The 910-nt window shown below is 67.7% G+C and carries 1 protein-coding gene and 1 pseudogene; both read left to right on the top strand.

What is annotated here, in order from left to right; all coding sequences use genetic code 11:
• Positions 1-362 (top strand): annotated as a pseudogene (locus AC4FS3_RS28725) (hypothetical protein); the annotation flags it as partial.
• Positions 363-501: 139 nt separating this feature from the next.
• The coding region (locus tag AC4FS3_RS28730; RefSeq protein ID WP_491023372.1) for a chorismate synthase at positions 502-910 on the top strand (409 nt) is incomplete at its 3' end.

Below are 910 nucleotides of genomic sequence, written 5' to 3' on the forward strand. Positions count from 1 at the left end.
AGATCGGCAAGGGCGTGTGGATGGACTGGACCGACCTGACCGAGTTCGACTGCGTCAAAATTGGCGACTACTGCGCCATCAACATGACCTCGACCCTGCAAACCCACCTGTATGAGGACCGGGTGATGAAGGTGGGCCGGGTGGAGCTCGGCAAGGGCGTCACGGTCGGCGCCGGCTCCACGGTGCTCTACGACACCCATGTCGGCGACTTCGCCCGCATCGGCCAGACCACGGTGGTGATGAAGGGCGAGAGCCTCCCGGCCCATTCCGAATGGGCTGGCGCCCCGGCCCAGCCGGTGCGCCGCCCCCAGGGCGACGCAGCCGCCCGGACGAAGGGCGCCGCCCTGCGCATCGCGGCCTGAGCGAAGCGCGCGGACAACGCAGGGGGCCGGCGGCGACGCCGGCCCTTTTGCATGGCGCCGCTGCTCCCGGCGCCGGAAAATGTGGAGCGCGGTTTGACCGGACGCGACGCCAGCCCTATGCAGACGGCAGAGGAAGTCCATGTCGCACAACTCATTCGGCCACCTGTTTCGCGTCACCACCTTCGGCGAAAGCCACGGCCCGGCCATTGGCTGCGTGGTCGACGGCTGCCCTCCAGGCCTTCCGCTGACGGAAGCCGACATCCAGCATGACCTCGACCGGCGCAAACCCGGCCAGTCGCGCTTCACCACCCAGCGCCGCGAGGCCGACGAGGTCAAAATCCTCTCCGGCGTGTTTCCCCACCCGGAAAGCGGCGAGCAGATCACGACGGGTACGTCCATCGGCCTGCTGATCGAGAACACCGACCAGCGCTCGAAGGACTACGGCGACATCAAGGACAAGTACCGTCCTGGCCACGCCGACTTCGCCTATGACGTGAAATATGGCGTGCGCGACTATCGCGGCGGCGGCCGCTCGTCGGCGCGCGAAA

This window comes from Pseudogemmobacter sp. TB195, from assembly GCF_058313095.1.